Origin of the sequence: Cupriavidus metallidurans CH34 (assembly GCF_000196015.1) — a bacterium.
GTDB classification, from domain to species: domain Bacteria; phylum Pseudomonadota; class Gammaproteobacteria; order Burkholderiales; family Burkholderiaceae; genus Cupriavidus; species Cupriavidus metallidurans.
In genome coordinates this window covers 2,508,106-2,523,145 of the sequence record NC_007973.1, presented here as the reverse complement: position 1 = coordinate 2,523,145, position 15,040 = coordinate 2,508,106, and the positions used below count along the sequence as shown (strand labels likewise).

Annotated in this window: 16 protein-coding genes and 1 tRNA gene; 4 read left to right on the top strand and 13 right to left on the bottom strand. The window is 64.6% G+C overall.

Going from position 1 to position 15,040, the window contains the following annotated elements; genetic code table 11:
• Window positions 1–13 precede the first annotated feature (13 nt).
• Window positions 14–412: a Cd(II)/Pb(II)-responsive transcriptional regulator gene (gene cadR, locus RMET_RS11555; RefSeq protein WP_003098965.1), complete on the top strand. Its 399-nt coding sequence runs from the start codon at window positions 14–16 to the stop codon at window positions 410–412.
• Window positions 413–479: 67 nt separating this feature from the next.
• On the opposite strand, the gene RMET_RS34160 is transcribed toward cadR, so the two are convergent.
• Together RMET_RS34160 and RMET_RS34155 are read right to left on the bottom strand one after the other, a co-directional pair.
• A complete protein-coding gene (locus RMET_RS34160) occupies window positions 480–842 on the bottom strand; it encodes a DUF3703 domain-containing protein (RefSeq protein ID WP_196495817.1) in 363 nt (120 codons plus the stop codon).
• Window positions 843–866: 24 nt separating this feature from the next.
• Window positions 867–1,103: a hypothetical protein gene (locus RMET_RS34155; protein ID WP_003098970.1), complete on the bottom strand. Its 237-nt coding sequence runs from the start codon at window positions 1,101–1,103 to the stop codon at window positions 867–869.
• Window positions 1,104–1,487: 384 nt separating this feature from the next.
• On the opposite strand from RMET_RS34155, the gene RMET_RS11545 reads away from it, so the two are divergent.
• Complete coding sequence (locus RMET_RS11545; RefSeq protein ID WP_003098972.1) at window positions 1,488–2,123, top strand: cation transporter; 636 nt, start codon at window positions 1,488–1,490, stop codon at window positions 2,121–2,123.
• A 723-nt stretch (window positions 2,124–2,846) separates the two neighbouring features.
• Here the strand turns inward: RMET_RS11545 and RMET_RS11540 are convergent.
• From RMET_RS11540 to RMET_RS11490, 11 genes are all read right to left on the bottom strand, one after another.
• Entirely contained in the window at window positions 2,847–4,877 is a 2,031-nt protein-coding gene (locus RMET_RS11540; protein WP_003116834.1) for a DNA topoisomerase III, read from the bottom strand.
• A gap of 283 nt (window positions 4,878–5,160) precedes the next feature.
• Window positions 5,161–5,601, bottom strand: coding sequence for a single-stranded DNA-binding protein (locus tag RMET_RS11535; protein WP_003098976.1), 441 nt, complete (start codon window positions 5,599–5,601; stop codon window positions 5,161–5,163).
• A gap of 73 nt (window positions 5,602–5,674) precedes the next feature.
• The gene (locus RMET_RS11530; RefSeq protein WP_003098978.1) at window positions 5,675–6,202 is read right to left on the bottom strand and encodes a DUF3158 family protein; all 528 of its coding nucleotides are present in this window, start codon (window positions 6,200–6,202) and stop codon (window positions 5,675–5,677) included.
• Window positions 6,199–6,990: a PFL_4669 family integrating conjugative element protein gene (locus tag RMET_RS11525; RefSeq protein WP_003116836.1), complete on the bottom strand. Its 792-nt coding sequence runs from the start codon at window positions 6,988–6,990 to the stop codon at window positions 6,199–6,201. Before RMET_RS11525 ends, RMET_RS11530 begins: the two co-directional genes overlap by 4 nt.
• A gap of 429 nt (window positions 6,991–7,419) precedes the next feature.
• Window positions 7,420–8,658, bottom strand: a complete 1,239-nt coding sequence (locus tag RMET_RS11520; protein WP_003116837.1) for an STY4528 family pathogenicity island replication protein — start codon at window positions 8,656–8,658, stop codon at window positions 7,420–7,422.
• 3 nt (window positions 8,659–8,661) lie between these two features.
• Entirely contained in the window at window positions 8,662–9,222 is a 561-nt protein-coding gene (locus RMET_RS11515) for a DUF2857 domain-containing protein (RefSeq protein WP_003090097.1), read from the bottom strand.
• 14 nt (window positions 9,223–9,236) lie between these two features.
• The gene (locus tag RMET_RS11510) at window positions 9,237–10,916 is read right to left on the bottom strand and encodes a ParB family protein (protein ID WP_004350508.1); all 1,680 of its coding nucleotides are present in this window, start codon (window positions 10,914–10,916) and stop codon (window positions 9,237–9,239) included.
• A complete protein-coding gene (locus RMET_RS11505) occupies window positions 10,909–11,178 on the bottom strand; it encodes a hypothetical protein (RefSeq protein WP_003050422.1) in 270 nt (89 codons plus the stop codon). Before RMET_RS11505 ends, RMET_RS11510 begins: the two co-directional genes overlap by 8 nt.
• Window positions 11,162–12,037, bottom strand: a complete 876-nt coding sequence (locus RMET_RS11500; RefSeq protein WP_003098988.1) for a ParA family protein — start codon at window positions 12,035–12,037, stop codon at window positions 11,162–11,164. Before RMET_RS11500 ends, RMET_RS11505 begins: the two co-directional genes overlap by 17 nt.
• A 42-nt stretch (window positions 12,038–12,079) precedes the next feature.
• Entirely contained in the window at window positions 12,080–12,292 is a 213-nt protein-coding gene (locus RMET_RS11495; RefSeq protein WP_003090093.1) for an AlpA family transcriptional regulator, read from the bottom strand.
• Between the two features lie 118 nt (window positions 12,293–12,410).
• Complete coding sequence (locus tag RMET_RS11490; protein ID WP_003098991.1) at window positions 12,411–13,157, bottom strand: hypothetical protein; 747 nt, start codon at window positions 13,155–13,157, stop codon at window positions 12,411–12,413.
• A gap of 450 nt (window positions 13,158–13,607) precedes the next feature.
• Between RMET_RS11490 and RMET_RS11485 the strand changes: the two genes are divergently transcribed.
• Both RMET_RS11485 and RMET_RS11480 read left to right on the top strand, forming a co-directional pair.
• Window positions 13,608–14,108: a DUF305 domain-containing protein gene (locus RMET_RS11485; protein ID WP_003098996.1), complete on the top strand. Its 501-nt coding sequence runs from the start codon at window positions 13,608–13,610 to the stop codon at window positions 14,106–14,108.
• A 518-nt stretch (window positions 14,109–14,626) separates the two neighbouring features.
• Window positions 14,627–14,700: transfer RNA gene (locus RMET_RS11480), tRNA-Cys, on the top strand.
• The last annotated feature ends 340 nt before the right edge of the window (window positions 14,701–15,040 follow it).

Genomic DNA, 15,040 nt, shown 5'->3' with positions numbered 1-15,040 from the left:
ATAGGAAGCAACCATGATGCGGATCGGTGAACTGGGCAAGAAGGCAGATTGCTTGGTGCAGACCGTGCGCTTTTACGAGTCAGAAGGCTTGCTGCCCGAGCCTGCACGTAGCGAGGGCAACTTCAGGCTCTATGACGAAGTCCATTTGCAGCGCTTGCTGTTCATCCGCCGCTGCCGGGCGAAGGACATGACGCTGGATGAGATCCGTCAACTGCTGAACTTACGGGATCGGCCAGAGTTGGGCTGCGGCGAGGTGAACGCGCTGGTCGACGCTCATATCGCGCAAGTGCGGACCAAGATGAAGGAATTGCGCGCCTTGGAGCGCGAGTTAATGGATCTGCGACGCTCCTGCGATAGCGCCCGAACCTCGCGCGAGTGCGGCATTCTCAACAGCTTGGCCGAGCCCGCCTGAAGCTCGAGCGTGTCATCGGTGCTGGAAGTGATCGGGTCCAGTTCTGAGAGCCACGTGCCGCGCTCCATCATGCGAAAGCGCGCGATTCTGACGTTTTGAGACGGCGTGCGACCGAGGGCGTGGCCCACAGGAGCCAGCGCGAGCCGGACGACCTGCGCGCCGCAATCTCCGCCACCTTACGGGTTCTCCAGGCCAGACCGAGCATCGCGGCGTGGCTGCGCAGGTGCAGGTGCAGGCCAAGGTAGCAGTGCGCCACGACGCGGCCCGACTCATGGGCACGCCACGCAACTCGCGATCGCTTCGCAAGAAGCCGCAAGGCCCGACTCGCGCAAGAATGCGACGTGGGCAAGATCGTATAGCCAGCAGCGCAAGCGTTTGCCGCTGCTGGCCGGCTCCGGAAGGGATAGACAAGCTGCGGGCCGTAGTCCATTGGAAAGTCCATCTTTCTTGAGTGTCACTCTTTGGCGCCCAGCGTGTGCTTTTGCGACCGGAAAGCGCTGAACAAGTGGCCCCCGGGCATCCAGAAATCGCCGTAGTTGACTTGGGCGTCTTCGTGCTCACGCTTGTGATGCCAGCGATGGGCTTCAGCCACCCCGATCAACAATCCCAACGGCCCGACCCGGTATCCCAGATTGGAGTGCTGGAAGGCCAGATGCACGACCAAGAAGCCGAGCCATGCGCCGACGGCCAACCACAGCTTGGAACGCCGCTACTGGCTCAACGGGGAGTGGAAAGGCCGCCCGCCCTCTAGCAAGGCGGCACAAGCGAGCGCGACGATCACTGTGAGTAGCTCCGTCGGAAAAGACGGCCGGCCGGTCGCGAGCTCGCCGAAGAGCACAACCGCAGTGGCGCCACGGATCAGTGGATAGCAGCCATACCGGATGACAGTCGCAATGAAGGGGGCGCATTGGTGCTCATCTGTTCTGTCCTAAAGCTCTGACTGGATTGGAAAACCTTCTAGCTACGGTAGAGTCAAGGGCGTCCGGGAAGACCCTGTGGCAAGTTCGTTGCATCTGCGCCTTGACTCTCCAGCCGCTACAGGCTTCAGCATCCATCGATTTGGAAGGAACAATGCATGGCTGAAAACCACAGAAATCACGAAAACGACGAGTTGGGCCGCCTAGATGCGAGCGATGCGAAGGACCGAAAGATTCTTCTGACTGTGTTGCTGATCAACCTGACGCAGTCCGCCGCCGGCATTGCCCTTGGCATCTGGGCTGGCTCTACGGCGCTGATGGGCGCCGGGTTGGACAACCTCGCCGATGCGTCGGTCTATGCGGTTAGCCTGTATGCCGTCGGTCGTGCGGCAACGGTCAAGGTGGGCGCGGCCCGCTTGTCGGGTTTCTTGCTAATCGGCCTGGCCGCGCTGCTGCTGTTGGAAGTCCTACGCCGCTTCGCTGGAGGGGAAGAGCCTGTCGGCCCAGCCATGATGGCCATGGCCGCGCTGAACGCGGCTTTGAACCTAGTGTGCCTCAGACTACTGCGCCGCCATCGCGGGGAAGATGTGAACTTCAAGGCGTCAGCGATCTTTACCAGCAACGACTCCATCGTCAATGGTGCGATTGTGCTGTCCGGGGTGCTGGTGATGGGGTTCGGGTCGAACATCCCGGATCTGGTGCTGGGCGTCATCGTGGCCGCAATCGCAGCGAATGGGGGGCGGGAAATCCTGCGCGAAGCATCGGAAACAGCTCGCCGTAAGGCGGGCACATAAGGCATGTTTTCGCCCAGTTCATCCCGAGGTTTACCTCTGCAAAAGAGGTAGTCCAGCCTTTGGGCTACGGCCTCGGCTGCAGCCGAGCGTACCATTGGCGATGGCCGCGCGATAGGCGGGCATGCCGTTCTCGACCTCCGTCTGCCGTACAGCAGCGGTGCGCAAGGTTGAGGGTGCATGTCGTCTCTCCTGTTCGTGTGGCCCAGGCCAATGGCCGGGCCGGGACGTTGATGGGCAGGAGAATGGCGCCGAAGGCCCAACGGCCTTCGGCTCGGGAGAAAAGAGGAACCACCCGTGGGCTGATTGGCAGGCCCGGTCGTCGCTAGAACCGTCTGCTCATCAAGCAATCACACCCGGCCCATGTCGTGGCTGGGGCCGGCATCGTCTGGCGCACATCCGCGCACAAAGGGAGCCCGTTTTTGCACCGGCGGGCACCGGCACCGATTACCGCTGACCACGAAGGGTCTCCCGGTGGCTCGTGCAGCCTGGCAAGCCACCGGGAGACCCTTCGCAGAGGGCGGAAGAAACGCAGATCAACAGAACGCGCGTGGTGCGGCTCGCAGAGAAGCTACCTTCAGGTCCCGCGGCCGGGGACGGCTGGGCGGGACGCGCACACGGATCAAGAAGGCGTTGCGCGCTGGGCGTCCCGCAGGGCATGCGGCGGAGTGCGGGACAGGGGCCACGCCGCCGAAGGCGGGCACGGCTCACGGGGAACGGGGGCGGTCAGGAGCCTTTGCGGCCGCTACGGCGCGGGCGCGAGGCGCCGCGCTTGGAGCTGCCGGATTCGACTGGCAGCGTGCCTTTGCAGTCCGGGTAGCGGCTGCACGACCAGAACGGGCCGCTCTTGCCGCTGCGCTGGCGCGTGGGTGCGCCGCACTGCGGGCATGCCGGCCCTTGGGGAACCTTGATGGACAGGGAGGCGCTGCCGTACTGCGCAATCAACTGCGAAATCCACGCGGCCTGCTTGCCGATGAACACGTCCAGGGTGAGCTGTCCGGCCTCGATCATGTCGAGCGCCTGTTCCCAGACGGCGGTGGTGCCAGGGTCGGCAATCGCCGCAGGCACGGCATCGATCAAAGTGAAAGCCGCATCCGAGGCGCGGATGGCGCGCCCCTTCTTCACGAGGTAGCCGCGAGCGATCAGGCCGCCGATGATGTTGGCCCGCGTCGCTTCGGTGCCGATGCCAACCGTATCCTTGAGCTTCTGCTTCAGGCGGGGATCGGACACCAGCTTGGCGACGCCTTTCATGGACTTGACCAACTCGCCTTGCGTGTACGGTTTGGGCGGCAGCGTCTTGAGTGCCTTGAGATCGACGTCGGCCACCTGGCATGCCAGGCCCTCATACAGTTTCGGCAGCGCGGGCAGCACCTGGGCGCGGACCGCAGTATCGCCCTCGCCATCACCGTCTTCGGCCTGCGGCTCGGCGAGCACCTGGCGCCAACCCGGGATGACAACCTGCTTGCCCGTGGCCGCCAGGTTCTGCCCCCCGCACGAAAACTTGGCCACAGTGCGGTCGAACTCGTGGTGAGGGAGGAACTGCGCCAGGTAATGCGACCGGATGAGCCTGTACACGGCCAGTTCCTTCTCGCTCATGGCGGAGAGCTTCGCCGGTTCGAGCGTCGGGATGATGCCGTGGTGCGCCGTGACCTTGCCATCGTTCCAGGCGCGCGAGCGCTGCGAGCGGTCGAGCTGGCCCATGATCGAGCGCAGCGAGGGATCGGTCTTGAGCAGGCTGTCGAGAACGGTGGGCACTTCGGCAAACATGCTCTCGGGCAGGTAGCCGGAGTCCGAGCGGGGGTACGTCGTGGCCTTGTGCGTCTCGTACAGGGCTTGGGCAATCTCCAAGGTTTCCTGCACGTCCAGCCCAAGCTGCTTGGAACACACTTCCTGCAAGGTGCCCAGGTCGAACGGCAGCGGCGGGCCTTCGCGGACACGCTCAGTCTCCACCGACACGACGTGGGCACTGCCCGCAGCGCGGATCTGCTGCATGGTCTGCTGTGCGACCGGCTGCCGCAGGCAGCGGCCTGCGTCGTCGGTGCACGCATCGGGTGGAACCCATTGCGCGGCGAAAGTCGAACCGCCTGCGAACAGGGACACGGCGATGGCCCAGTATGGTACGGACACGAAGCGCGCGATCTCGCGGTCGCGGTCCACAACGAGCTTGAGCGTCGGGGTCTGTACGCGGCCGACCGACAGCACGCCGTCGTAACCCGCCTGTCGCCCCAGCACCGTGAACAGCCGGCTCAGGTTCATGCCCACGAGCCAATCCGCACGGGAGCGCGCCAGCGCCGAGTGGTACATCGAAAGCGTCTCGGCCGAAGGCCGCAGCTTGCCCAGTGCCGCCCGAATGGACGCATCGTTGAGCGCCGACAGCCACAGGCGTTCGATGGGGCCGCGGTAGCCGCAAAGCTCCACGATCTCGCGGGCGATCAATTCGCCCTCGCGGTCGGCATCGGTGGCGATAACCAGGTGAGTCGCCTTCGCCAAGAGCGCCTTGACGACCTTGAATTGCGTGGCGGTCTTCGGTTTGACCTCGACCCGCCAGTGCTGGGGAATGATGGGCAACTGCTCAACGGACCATCGTTTGAGCTGCTCGTCGTAGGCCTCGGGCGGCGCCGCCTCCACGAGATGGCCGATGCACCAGGTGACCGTGACGCCGGAACCGTTGAGGCAGCCTTCACCGCGCTGCGTGGCGCCGAGAATCCGGCCAATGTCTTTGCCCTGGGAGGGCTTCTCGCACAAGAACAGCCGCATATCCGTCCATCCCGATTCCTGTTGTTCATGGAGTTGCTGGGATCGAGGATGCCGAGCGCAGCCCCTGGCAGCAGCAAACAAGCCGCATGCGGCAGCGACCGCTTTCACGCCGATGAAATGGCGAGTGCGGGGAAGGTGCGTGGCCGGAAGTGTGCGGGCCGAGAGCCGCGATTTCCGGGAGCGCGCGTGGAACTCGGTGGACGTTGGTGGAGCTATCCCCTGGGGATAATTCGCAGCGCATGGAGGGCGGCGAAGCACTGCGGCAGCCGCCCTCCATGCCCGATCACTTCCTGCGCTTGGTCTCTTTCGGCGCCGTCGATTCCTGGGTGGCCTGGGGCTTCGGCTCTGCCTCCTGTGGCTTCGGGCTGAGGGCCACAGACTCGATGCGGTACGGCAGGATGCCGACACTGCGCGCGTTGACCTGCCAAGTCTCACGCGGCTGATCTTCGTTGTCCGTCCAGGGGTCGCGCTCCATGCGGCCGACGACCAGCACCCGCATGCCCTTCTGGTAGAGCTGCTGCCAGCGGTCGGCGTCGTGGTGCCAGAGTTCCACCGGCGCCCAGAAGCCGCCGCGGTCCTCGAACTCGCCGCCCTTGGTGGGGACGGGGTTGTCGAAGTACACGTTCAGCCGGAGCAACCGGCGAGGATCGTCGTTGCCATTGGGGAATTCGCGGTACTCGGGAGGCGATCCGATGTTGCCCTCGCCGATGAATTGTGTGCTCATGTTGGAATCTCCGTGGTGGTTGAAATACCCGTGCCTCGTTGGGCTCGGGCGCGTGCTCGGATGGCAGGCGCAATCACCGATCGCGCACTGCGGCAGGAACGGACGCGAGCCGGCGCAGGTAGGTGTTGTCCGCCTGCGCGGCCTTGCTGGCGCATTCCTGTGCTTGCCTGCCCAGGGTGTGCAGCAGGCTGATCTGCATGTTCAGCATGACGCGCTGCAGTTCGATCTCGTGCAGGTCGTGCAGCAGGTTGACCGGCGTGCTGGGGCTCGCCATCAGCTCCTGCCACAACGCCACGCCCATGGCCGATCGATCGTGCTTGCGCCAGCGAAGAAAGGTCGTGCCTGCGCCAGTGGTCTGCTGGGCCAGCTCGACGGGAAGCAGGTGGAAGGGATGCCCGCACGCCTGTGGCAGCACCTGTCGCTGCGCCAGGGCAATCAACTCGTCGCGCATGGCGAAGCACTGGCTGGCCCAGGCCTCGAAGTCCCCTTTACCTTTAAAAGGCTTTAAAAGGCCTTTTAGAGAGGCCGCGTGTTCCAGCCGCATGAAGGCTGGCTGTTCCAGACGACGGAAGTAGCGCGGTTCGCGGTTCGGGTCGCTCATGCCGGTTCGTCCTCGCCGGCGGCTGTGGACTTGGCCTCGGCCGAATCGGCGGCAGCGCCTTCGTCGGTGGGAGATGCGGCTGCGGCAGCGCTATCACCACGCTGTTGCAGACCACGGCGCACGACGGGCGGCGCAAACTTCGAGCGGCGCATGCCTTCGAGCACGTCCTGCGGCAGTTCGCCGAACTTCTCCAATGCTGCCCGAGCTGCGGCGTTCTTGGCCGCGAAGTCGTCGCGGGTGCAGCCCGAGTAGCGGTATTGCTGGGCCAGGCTGAACAGGCTGCGCAGCGCGTGGGCACCTTCGTTGAGCCAGCGCTCCAACGTCGAGCGATCGATCAGCGCGGTGTGGTGGGCGAGGATCAGCTTGCGGGCGATGTCGTCGTAGTCGGCCAGCAGATAGACGGCGGCAAAGCCGAGCTGCGCGTTCACGAACAAGGGGAGCTTCACCGGCTGCACGTTGAGGTTCTCACCCAGGCTCAACGCCGCAGGCACGCCGGCCAGTGCCTGGTCAACCTGCTCGCGCAGCGATTGCAACGTGGTCCTGGTCTGGTCGAGCTTTTCCTCGATGCGCAACATCCACCAGTCGCTGTACGGGTCGTCCTGCTCCGAGCCGCGCTTCATCTTGTTCATCACGGCGATGTAGCCGTTCAGGCCGACGATGCCGGGTCGCCCCTCGGCGGCGGCGCGGCCATGCCAGATGCGCGAGGCGTGGTGGGTGTGCAGCGTCAGCGACATCGCGCTGCGCAGGGAGCCGAGGTTGAGTTGCAATGGTTCGTTGCTGGTTGCCATGGTGATCGCTCGCTGGTGGACAGGGAGCCGCCAGCATCCGCATGCAGCGGAAGGCAGTCAGTCAACAAACCGAAATGAGCCGACCCCCGGTTCTGTGCGCGCTGGCGGCGCAGCGCGCAACGGTCCCCTGGGGACCGCTCCGCAGATGGGCACTCACATCGGCGTTCCCGTCCTCGGTTGTTGACGGTATGCGTGCTGCACCGCACGTCGCGCTGCCGTTCGACACGATCCTTCGCCGCGCAGCCGTCCCCAGGGGACCGTTCCGTTGAGCGCCATGGAGGTCTGCTTCATGGTCTTGCATGCGCTCTACTCAGGTTTTGCGCAGCATGTCGCGCCGTCGCCCGGCGCTTCACCGCACAGCCGTCCCCAGGGGACCGTTTCTGCCGACCGCCATGGAGATCTACTTCACGGCTTTGACAAGCCCTGTGCTCAGGATTTGCGCAGCAGATCGCGCAGGCGCTCGATGTGCTGCCGGGCCACCTCGGGCGGCACGACGTTGCGCGGCGGCTCGGTTGGTGGCGCTCGCGCCGCCGATGGTGTTGGCGGTGCCGGGCCGGTCTGCTTGGCCCAGGCATTGAACTCGCCGCGCATGGCGCGCTGGATGATGCCGAACAGATAACCGGCGGGGTTGCGGATGCCATGCTTGCCGCACCGTGCGGCCCATTCGTCCAGCACGGCCTGCCGCAGGGCAGCGTCCACCTGCTGCAACGCCATCTTGGCTCCGGCCTGCTGTTCCGCCTTCAGTTCCGCGAAGCGCTTGGGCCATTGCAGGTCGCCCAGCGCACGCGCCTGCGCGGTAGTACGTACTTCATCAATACGACTACTACGTACTGTACGGTCCTGCTTCGAATTCCGAAGAGCGCCGTCTGGCGCGGGTTTCGGCCCTGCTTCGGATTCCGAAGATGGGCGATCGCCATTCCGAAGAAGGCTCGCGGGCCCTTCTTCGGAATCGTGGACCGCATCCTCCTGTGGATAACTTTCGGAGGCGGTGATGCCCTGGTCGGCCAGGCGCTCGGCGAGCACTTGCAGCCGCGACGGCAAGGTGCGTCCGGACAGCATCGGGTCGTCCGCGATCTCCTGGAGGGTGTTGAGTCCCACCACCTGGACGGCCTTGGCCGAATGCCCCAGCGACTGGCTGACCAGGGCCAGGTAGTCGGCGTCGAGTTGCATCGCCTCGAACGGCGTCAGCGGTTCGTCGTGCAGGACGTAGAGGTTGCCGAGGATGCGACCGGTCTTGGGGTCGCGCCGTCGTCGCACGAGGCTCAGCCAGCGCGTCAGGCGCAGCAGCGTCAGCGCCCGCGCCACGGTCTCATGGGAGGCCTGGCCTGCGCAGGGCATCGACGCCAGCCAGGGGCGCAACTGCTCATAGGTGGGAAATGCCGTGACGCCATCGTCGTTGAGCATCAATCGGAACACCTGCCAGGCGTTGCGCTCCAGCGGTGTCAGGCGGCGGTCGAGGAACAGCCGCCGCGGCACGCTCTCGTGCCGATTGCCACTGAACAGGAAGGCGTCGCCGGACGTAGGAGGCGTGGGCGTTGGAGCAGGCAGGGACGCGGGAGCGCCAGAGCTGGACTTGGGCGCGAGGTCCTTCAGCGCAGCGTCGAACAGGTCGGCGAGTGCGATGGGGCCAGGGCGCTGGGCTCGTGGGGCGGTGTCGTCCACGGCCATGGCCTAGCCCAATCCCTGATCGACCCAGTTCCTGATCGCGGCCCAGACCACCGAGAGCGGCAGCGACATGCCCTCGGCCAGGTCCATGGCCGCATCGAGAATCGAGGTCTCGTCCTCCAGATCGACGTTCCTGCTGCTGGTCACGGCTTTCCATTGCCGCCACAGTTCGGTGTCCTGGGTCTCGTCCAGGACGGGGTGGCGCCCCTTGCGCTTGGGCAGGCCGAGGATCTCCCGCCGCAGGGCGACTTCCTGATGGGTCAGGCCATAGAAGCGGCTGACCATCTCCGTGCTGGCCCCCAGCCGCAGCATGCGATCGACCGTGGCGATTTCCTTCTCCACGTCCTGTGCCTGGTTGAGCAGGCGCTGCAGCACTTCGCGGTTGACCGTGACCGAGCACCACGAGACGCTGGCGTTGGCCAGCACGCTGATCAGCGCGGGGTGCTTGAGCGCATCCAGCTCGGCCTCGCCGAAGCCCATGGCCTTGCAGCGGCGCAGTTGGCCGTTGCGAAGGTCATACAGCGCCTGGGCAATCACGGCCTGGTTGAGCGGATGCGATGTGGACATGCGGCCTCCCTCGCTCACGTCCCGGGCGCCGTGGTGCCGGCTTCCAGGTCCAGCAGACGCCGGGCGAGGCGCAGCAGCCGAAAGAGCTTGACCAACGCCGTGTCGCTCAAGCGCCTTGCGCCGCTGCCATGGCCTTGGCTCTGGCCGTGCAACAGGGTCGGCAGGTCGGCGGCGAGCTGCGCGCCGTCCAGGCCCGCTTCGGCGACGGGCTGACCCGTCAGGGAAGTGAGCAGCGTCAGCACCGCGCGGCCGAGCGGCGACGGGGCTTGGCCGCGGGCGCGGCACGCAAACCCGATGCCATCGGCGCGATCCTCGATGCACTCGTCCAGGCCTGCCTCCCCGGCGATCTCGCGCGCGAACTGCGCGATGTGGATGCGCAGCCGATCGGGCGTGTCCAGGCCGGCGTCGATGTACCAGACGTCGGAGATCGGATAGAGTCCGCCGGCTTGCACCGGGATGGACTGCAGCACGCTCGCCGAGAAGTCGGGCGGCAGCGCATCGCCCAACTGGTCGGCGACCATGCGCTGGATCGATTGGAGCCGTTCTGTCGTCGGTGCTGGCGAGACGATGTGCTCGCGAAGCAGATCGCCCGGTGCGGCCGGCTGGCTTCCCGTGGCCGCTTCGCCAACCGCCGTGTCGTCGTGGCGCAAGGTGGGCTCGGACGCCGGAGGGCTGGCGGGTGGAGGACCGGCCGCCGCTGCAGGCGTGGCGATGGACGATGCTGCGCCCGGCGGAGTCGGCGTGCCGGCGGTGGGCGAAGGCAACGCCGGCTGCGCCGCAGGTGGCGTCGGGTCACTGACCAGCGCCCGGTGGCGGCTTTCCGATTCGGTCAGGTCCAGCGCCAGCACGTCGTAGCCGATGCCCAGCAGCTCGGACATCTGGCCGATCAGCTCGTCTTGCACGCGCTGCGGCGCGAACTCGTCGCCCTGCGTGTCGAACTGCGCCAGCACCTCCTGAAAGAAACTGTCGAAGTCCAGCGGCAGCGAACGGTCCTTGGCGTAGTGCTCCCAGGTGCGTTTGCAGGCCGTGCGCATGACCGACAGCCGCTCGACCTGGTGGCGCCCCAGGCCGCCATAGAGCACAGTGGGAATGGCGGGCAGCAGGTAGCGCACCGCGTCGGCCATGCGGGTGATGTGCGACCGCTGGACGGGGAAGCCATCGGCCGCCAGGCGGCGGGCCAGTTCCGACTGGCTCAGGGCGGCGCCGCTCTCCTGCTCGTAGAACTCCCGTGCTTTCTCGACGCCGAGCGCGCGCTCGATGAACGTGAGGCCGCCGCGCAGTTCGTTCTCGGCAAGATGCCCGGTCAGCGCGACGATTTCACCGCGCTCCGGCCATGGTCGGAACAGGCACGATATGCGGAAGAAGCGTTCTTCCTTGGTCTCCGACCAGAGTTCGCGCAGGATCGCCAGTCGCGTGTTGCCGCCGTTGCGGATGATGTAGTGGTCCTCGCCGGGCCTGCGCGTGATGGCCGGCGCCGCGTCCAGGCCGCGCTCGCGGATGGATGCCTTGATTTCCTCGTAAGCCGGGTTGCGCTTCATGCGCGGGTCATGGTCGTAGGGCCGCAACTGGTCCAGCGTCACGACCATGGGCGTGTCCGCGATCGGGTCGCTCAAGGCCGTAGCCGCTGGGCCGCTGCGCTCGAAGCCGGCCGCGAGCAGCTTGCCTGCCATGTCCTGCGAGGTCATGTCAGCCATGGCCGCACCCCTCGCAGTCCCCACGACCGCCGGCCGGCGCCATGCGGGCCTCTCGCTCGGCGCGGCGGATCTGCGCACGGGCGTTCAATTCGGCCCGGTGGTCACTCGCTGTCGAACTCGTGTAGATCGCCGCGCAGCCGGCCTTGGTGAACTTGAGGTGCCCGCCCGGCGTGCGCTTGACGTGCCAGCCCTCACCGACCGCGAACTCGATCAGGGCGCGCAGCCGCTTGTGGCCGCGGGCCAGCTCATGTGCGTTCGCCATGGGGCCTCCCAGGATCAAGAGGTCGCTGCGGGCGGCCGGATACTTGAGCCAGTCGGTCCTGCCATTGCGGGAACAACTCGCTGGCGAGCGCGCGCATCGTGTCGAGCGCGGCAGGGGCGACTCTGCCGGGCGGCTGGCGGTGCTCGACCCGATGCACCGGCAGGCCGCGCGTTGCGGCACGTGGATACGCTTCTATGGCCGGCACGTCGGTGGCGAGCACGCGGATGCCGGCGCTGTCCTGGAACAGGTCGCGCAAGGCCTGCTGGATCAGCCGTGCGTTGGCGGACACCGGGTGGACGCGGTTGATGAGCAAGTGCAGCGGCGGCGGTTCGATGCCCAGGTGCCGGTACGGCGCAATGTCTTCGAGCAACTGCATGGTGCCGCGCCGCAGCTCGCGTGCCGCGAGGATCTCCGGCGTGACGGGCGACAGCGCGAGATCGGAGGCGAGCACCGCCATCTCCAGCAGCACGGAACGCGCGCCCTGGGTGTCGATCAGCACCAGGTCGTAGAGGGGAGCAAGTGCTGGCAGCAGATGCCGCAACCGCAGGCGGCCATCCGGCGCATGCAGCAACAACGTGTTCAGCTCGCCCCGGTGGTCGTCGGACAGCACCAGGTCCAGGCCCGCGATGATCGTGCGGGACACGAGCTGGCCAAGGTCGCGCTCGTTGAAGGCCAACAGCTCATAGATGCCGCCCGGCGCGCGCTGGGTCAGTTCGTAGTAGGAGGACAAGGTGGGCTGCACGTCGAGATCGAGCAGCAGCACGCGCAGGCCCGCGTCCGCGGCGAGCCCGCCCAGGTTGGCGGCCGTCGTGGTCTTGCCGACGCCGCCCTTCGTTGAAATGATGGACACGACCTGCATGGCGCTCTCCGGCTGGGAATGGGAAGTCCGCGGGAGAGCGGGTCAGGTCCGGTGGTTGAGGCGCTCGGCGATCCACTGGTCGATTTCGATCGAATCCCAGCCGACAGCGCGCACGCCCAGGCGCAGCGCCTGAGGGAACTGGCGCTTCTTCATCAGGTTGTAGATGTGGGCGCGTTTGAAGCCGGACTTCGCTTCGACTTCATCGAGCCGCAGGATGCGGCGCTCGTTCGGCGGGAGTACAGGGGTCTGCGACATGGCGGTCACTCCTGAACGCTCGGTGGCGTTTGTTGGCGTGACCTCTATTCAATAGACCTGGCTGCGGAAAGACATTGCAAATGCAATCTCCGCGATTGCACATACAAGCTGGATAACCTCATGCGCTTGCGCTACGAACGTACCTCTTAGCGTTGGCGAACTTTCCGTTTAAGGTGCGCTCAGTGATGCCCATGGTGCCGCCGTAGTGGGCGACCAATGCAGAGACAAGGGCCTCCTGCGTTTTGAAGCTGGAATAGGGCACGCCTGAAGGCGACTGGCTCAGCATCAGCGTCAACATCCCTCCAATGATGTTGAGATAGGTCGTTTCCGCCCGTTCGCTGATCTCGCATTGCTTGGATGCCAACAGCACCGAGGATTGCTTGAGTAGCGTGTCGTGCTGCTCCTGCAGTTCTCGCATCTCACGTCGGGCTTGTTCAAGCGCGGCCTGAAGGGCCAGCCGCTCCACGAGGATCGCCTGTCCTGTTTCCATGGTGATGAAAGGATGCGCCATGCGTTCGCCACGGCTGAACAGAAATCCTGGCCGGTGCTCGGGATAGTGGGTGCGCATCCAGCGTTTTAGATCGACATGGCGAACAGTCAGATCCAGAGAATTGAGCAGGTTCGGATCATTGAGCGTGATCCCGTTCTTGCCGTAGGGCAGCTCTCCGTTGAGGATGCCGTCATAGATACGTTCCGAGTGCAGCCGGCACTCATTCCATCGAGGGCAGTTCAGCGACCGAGGCAGGACACGCGGTGACGCGATCGTGGCCAGGATCATCGGGAGATACCGCAGCAACCCAGCCCATCGGATGGCCGCCTCGATGGGACGATAGAACACCTTTGATGTTGAAATGTCCTTGTGCATGTCTTCGTCTCCTTTCGGGTGCGCTACATCACCGGCTCCTTTCTTGCCCAAGGGCTGTTGTGTCGTTATGGCCTGCGACGGACGCTTGAGGCGATGCCCTAAGCGAAGGCGGAGGAGGCCATTGGCGTCCGCCGCAGGTGGCCTTGTCTTGCTTGATATGCAAGAATCGATCAGTTGCCGGCCCATCGAGCGATGAGGACGCAAGCTCGATATTGGCGCTCACGGTACCAGCGTCATAGGTGGCGCAAAGCCCATCAAGACCGATTTGGTATGGTCTGATATCCAGACGGTTCAAGACCAGCGAGTTGAAGCGTTCGACGCCCCTACGTCCAGTTGGGGACTGGAAATCAGCGGTTAGTGATGCATCGCTCCACATGCTGATATATCGACAAAGTATCTGCCGCAGTACCAGTGACCCTGCCAGGTTGCCCCAGCACATAGGAGACGGAGATGGCTGAACATTCCCATGAACATCAACATCACACATCCGGTCAGATGGGTAAGCACGGCCGACCATACGCCAAGTTCTGGGTGAACATGGTGTTGGGCCTCGTCGTCATGTACTTCGTAATGTTCAGCATGATCGACGGCGCCAGGGACTTCAGAAACAATCTCAACATGCTCTACATGGCGGTCACTATGTGGGCGCCAATGGGCATCTTCATGCTAGCGACAATGCCCGGCATGTTTCCAAACCGGCGGCTCAATCTCGTGCTGTACGGCTTGTTTGCCGTTCTCACACTCGGTTCTTTTGCCGCTACCCGTGCTCAAACCGGAATCGGCGATCGACAGTTCATCGCGTCTATGGTCCCGCACCATTCGGGAGCGATCCTCATGTGCCGCGAGGCGCAGCTCTCAGATCCGGAACTCGTCAACCTATGCCAAGCGATTTCCGATGGCCAGCGCGCGGAGATCGAGCAGATGAACCGGATTGCTGCACGCCTTCGTTGAGGCTGGCTGCCACTACACTGGCGCCGCGTTGCGCTCCGGCGAAGTTAGCCGCAGCGATGTAAAGATGAGTACTTGCGGTGTTCCGATGCCGGCGGTTGTGTCCTACAGCCGTCCAGGTGCCAGGTAGTCCACGCGACACCACCCCGCGCTGCCTGCGGAGCGAGCGCAAGTCATGATCGTCGCAAGTTGGAGTTCGATAGCGAACCCGCTCAGCAGCTGGACGCATCAGGCGTAACGACGGGTGGATGGATCATCCTTGGACGCTGGTGGAAGTGGTTGGATGAACTTTGTTGCCGAGGGCGAAAAACAAGGCTATAATTGAGTTCTTCGCTGATCACCACAGTGGAGAAAGTGATTGGGAAACAGAGACTTAGCGCTCTAGTGCATGACTCGTTTCCCGCTCCAATCCCAAAGGGAAGCAGCGCTTCCCTTTTTCTTTCTCGGGATTGCCTCCGGGTTGTGGCCATGTCGGTGACGACGGTCGCAACGAATGCGGATACAATCCAGCATCGTCACCTGGCGGGGTGGCAGAGTGGTTATGCAGCGGCCTGCAAAGCCGTGTACGCCGGTTCGATTCCGACCTCCGCCTCCAGTCTCAAGCAAAACGGCGCCCGATGTGGCGCCGTTTTGCTTTTCGGTCTTTCCCTAATTCAGTTTCTTTGGGATATCGCGGATTTTTTGCGACTTCTCTCACATTGGCTTGCGTGGTGCGCGTGTTACATTACGTCAGGCCGTACCGCATTCGGGACGACGCTTGGCGTGGCAATCCACCTCGCGTAGTTGTATTCCGATGCACTCTCCTTGCCGTGGAGCGTTGCGCCGCAATTGGCGCCCGCGCGTCGCGGTCTGCTCTTCCCGTACTATCCGTCTCTTCCTTGTGCCCTTCGCGGGGGCATGATCTCGTCGTGCGATGCCCGTAAGGGCGGCCACGA